3 protein-coding genes are annotated in these 2,267 nt (G+C 78.3%); 2 read left to right on the plus strand and 1 reads right to left on the minus strand.

What is annotated here, in order from left to right; translation table 11 throughout:
- On the plus strand, nucleotides 1-317 hold a 317-nt coding region (locus tag HLB09_RS19560; RefSeq protein ID WP_281359483.1), incomplete at its 5' end, for an ATP dependent DNA ligase.
- The gene (gene ligD / locus HLB09_RS16025; RefSeq protein ID WP_171204311.1) at nucleotides 314-1,282 is read left to right on the plus strand and encodes a non-homologous end-joining DNA ligase; all 969 of its coding nucleotides are present in this window, start codon (nucleotides 314-316) and stop codon (nucleotides 1,280-1,282) included. The genes HLB09_RS19560 and ligD, both read left to right, overlap by 4 nt.
- A gap of 153 nt (nucleotides 1,283-1,435) precedes the next feature.
- On the opposite strand, the gene HLB09_RS16030 is transcribed toward ligD, so the two are convergent.
- On the minus strand, nucleotides 1,436-1,936 hold the full coding sequence (locus HLB09_RS16030; protein ID WP_171204312.1) for an HNH endonuclease: 501 nt from the start codon (nucleotides 1,934-1,936) through the stop codon (nucleotides 1,436-1,438).
- Nucleotides 1,937-2,267: the final 331 nt, after the last annotated feature.

The following is a 2,267-nucleotide window of genomic DNA, read 5'->3' on the forward strand; positions in this document are numbered from 1 at the left end:
TCCAACCGCGACGACCAGCCCGATGCCACCGAGGCTGCTGCACCGGCCGAGGTGACCAACGGCACGCCGGCGCCCGCGACCACGGAGCGACAGAGTCTCGGAGTGCCGGACTCACAGACTCCCGGGGCGCCGTCTGGGTGGAGCCGGCGCTGCTCGCCGAGGTGCGCTCGCTCGGCTCGACGACGGGCGGGCGGCTGCGCCAGCCCTCGTACGTCGGCCTGCGCGAGGACGCCGAGCCCGACGTCGTGGACGCGGCGACCGTCGAGGCGGGGGTTGCCGCGAGCGCGCAGGGGCACGGGGGGCGGTGGCGGCGGTGAGCCCCCAGCACGAGGCGACGGTCCAGGTCGTCGAGGTCGGCGGCCGCCGCCTGCGCCTGACGTCCCTGGAGAAGGTGCTCTACCCCGCGACCGGGACGACGAAGGCCGAGGTCCTCGACTACGTCGCCCGCGCCGCCGAGCCGCTCCTGCGCCAGCTGCGCGACCGCCCCGTCACGCGCGTGCGGTGGCCCCACGGCGTCGGCGACGCGTCCTTCTTCGAGAAGAACGCGCCAGCGGGCACGCCCTCCTGGGTGCGCACGGCGCGCGTCCCGCTGCGCTCCTCCGAGCGCGACGGCCGCGCCGACGGCGGCGCCCCGCCGGAGGTCGTCGTCTTCCCCCTGCTCGACGACGTCGCCGGTCTGGTCTGGGCGGCCAACCTCTCCGCGATCGAGCTCCACACGCCGCAGTGGCGGGTCCGGCGACCGGAGCCGGACGGCGACGACGGGCCCGTCCGCACCGCGCACCCGGACCGCCTCGTCGTCGACCTCGACCCCGGGCCGGGCACGGGGCTGGCCGAGTGCGCGGCGCTGGCGCACGTCGTCGCCGAGCGCCTCGAGGCCGACGGCCTCGACCCGCGCCCCGTGACGAGCGGCAGCAAGGGCCTGCAGCTCTACGCCGCCGTGTCCGGCGAGCAGGACGCCGACGTGGTCCGCGACTACGTGCGCCGCCTCGCCGAGTCCCTCGCCCGCGACCGCCCGCGCGAGGTCGTCGCGACGATGACGAAGGCGCGGCGCACCGGCCGCGTGCTCCTCGACTGGTCGCAGAACACCTGGTCGAAGACGACCGTGACGCCCTACTCGCTGCGCGGGCGCGAGCAGCCGCGCGTGGCCGCGCCGCGCACCTGGGACGAGCTGGACGAGCACCTCGAGCAGCTCTCCCCCGAGCAGGTGCTCGAGCGCCTGGCCGCCGACGGCGACCTCCTCGACGACGTCACCGGGCCCGGGCCGCGGCTGCCGGAGCGCTGAGCGCCGCCCGGAGCCGCCCGGGTCCGCGTCCGCCCGATCCGCCCGAGCCGTGGGCGCACGGCGACCTGCGCAACGGCACGCACGCGCCCCGGCCGGGCCGCTGACCTGCGACGACGGCCCGTGACGGCGGCGTCCGCAGGTCGCCGTGCGCCCTCAGGCCACCTCGGCGGCGGCCGGCAGGTAGTCCGACCACCCCGGCCGCGCCTCGACGCCCGCGACCACCCACGCCGGGCCGGCGGGCGCCGCCGGGCGGGTCCGCAGCGCCCAGCCCATCTCCTCCGGCGTCCGGTCGCCCTTCTGGCCGTTGCACCGCAGGCAGCACGCCACGAGGTTCTCCCACGTGTCCCGGCCGCCGCGGCTGCGCGGCAGCACGTGGTCGACCGTGGTCGCCGAGCGCCGGCAGTAGGCGCACCGCGCGCCGTCCCGGCGCAGCACCCCGCGCCTCGAGACGGCGACGCCGTGGGCCCGCGGCACGCGCACGTAGCGGGTGAGGAGGATGACGGACGGGCGGGGCAGGCTCAGCGTCGTCGCGACGACGGGGAGCTCGTCGGCCGCGAGCACGACCGCCTTGCCGGCGAGGACGAGCACGAGGGCCCGCTTGAAGGAGACGACGCCGAGCGGCTCGTAGCCGGCGTTGAGGACGAGAGTGCGCATGACGACCCCGATCTGCGCGCCCCGGGCCGGCGCTCCGCACCGGGGGGACGAGCGCTCGCTCCGCGGCTGGGTCGCGCGCGGAGGGTGGGAGACGCACGACGGCGCCGACCATCGGTGGTCGACGCCGTGGGGTGCGGGGAGCGCGGGGCTGGTGCGCAGCCGGGTGGCCACGGGCAGCTGCCCGCTCCCGCCGCGGACGTGACGGGGGCACCGCGACGCGACCCGGCCCTGGATCGGGCTGGACGCGCCGGTGCTGCCGCCACGGGACCTCCTCGACGGGGCCGGGCGCGGACGTCCGCGCCGGCGCGCTCACGGTACGTCGCCGCGGGCC

Source organism: Pseudokineococcus marinus (assembly GCF_013004605.1).
In the GTDB taxonomy this organism is placed as follows: domain Bacteria; phylum Actinomycetota; class Actinomycetes; order Actinomycetales; family Quadrisphaeraceae; genus Pseudokineococcus; species Pseudokineococcus marinus.

Bases quoted from the DNA above. Each gene is read 5' to 3' on its own strand.
- HLB09_RS16030 (WP_171204312.1), bottom strand. From the start codon at position 1,936: ATGCGCACTCTCGTCCTCAACGCCGGCTACGAGCCGCTCGGCGTCGTC.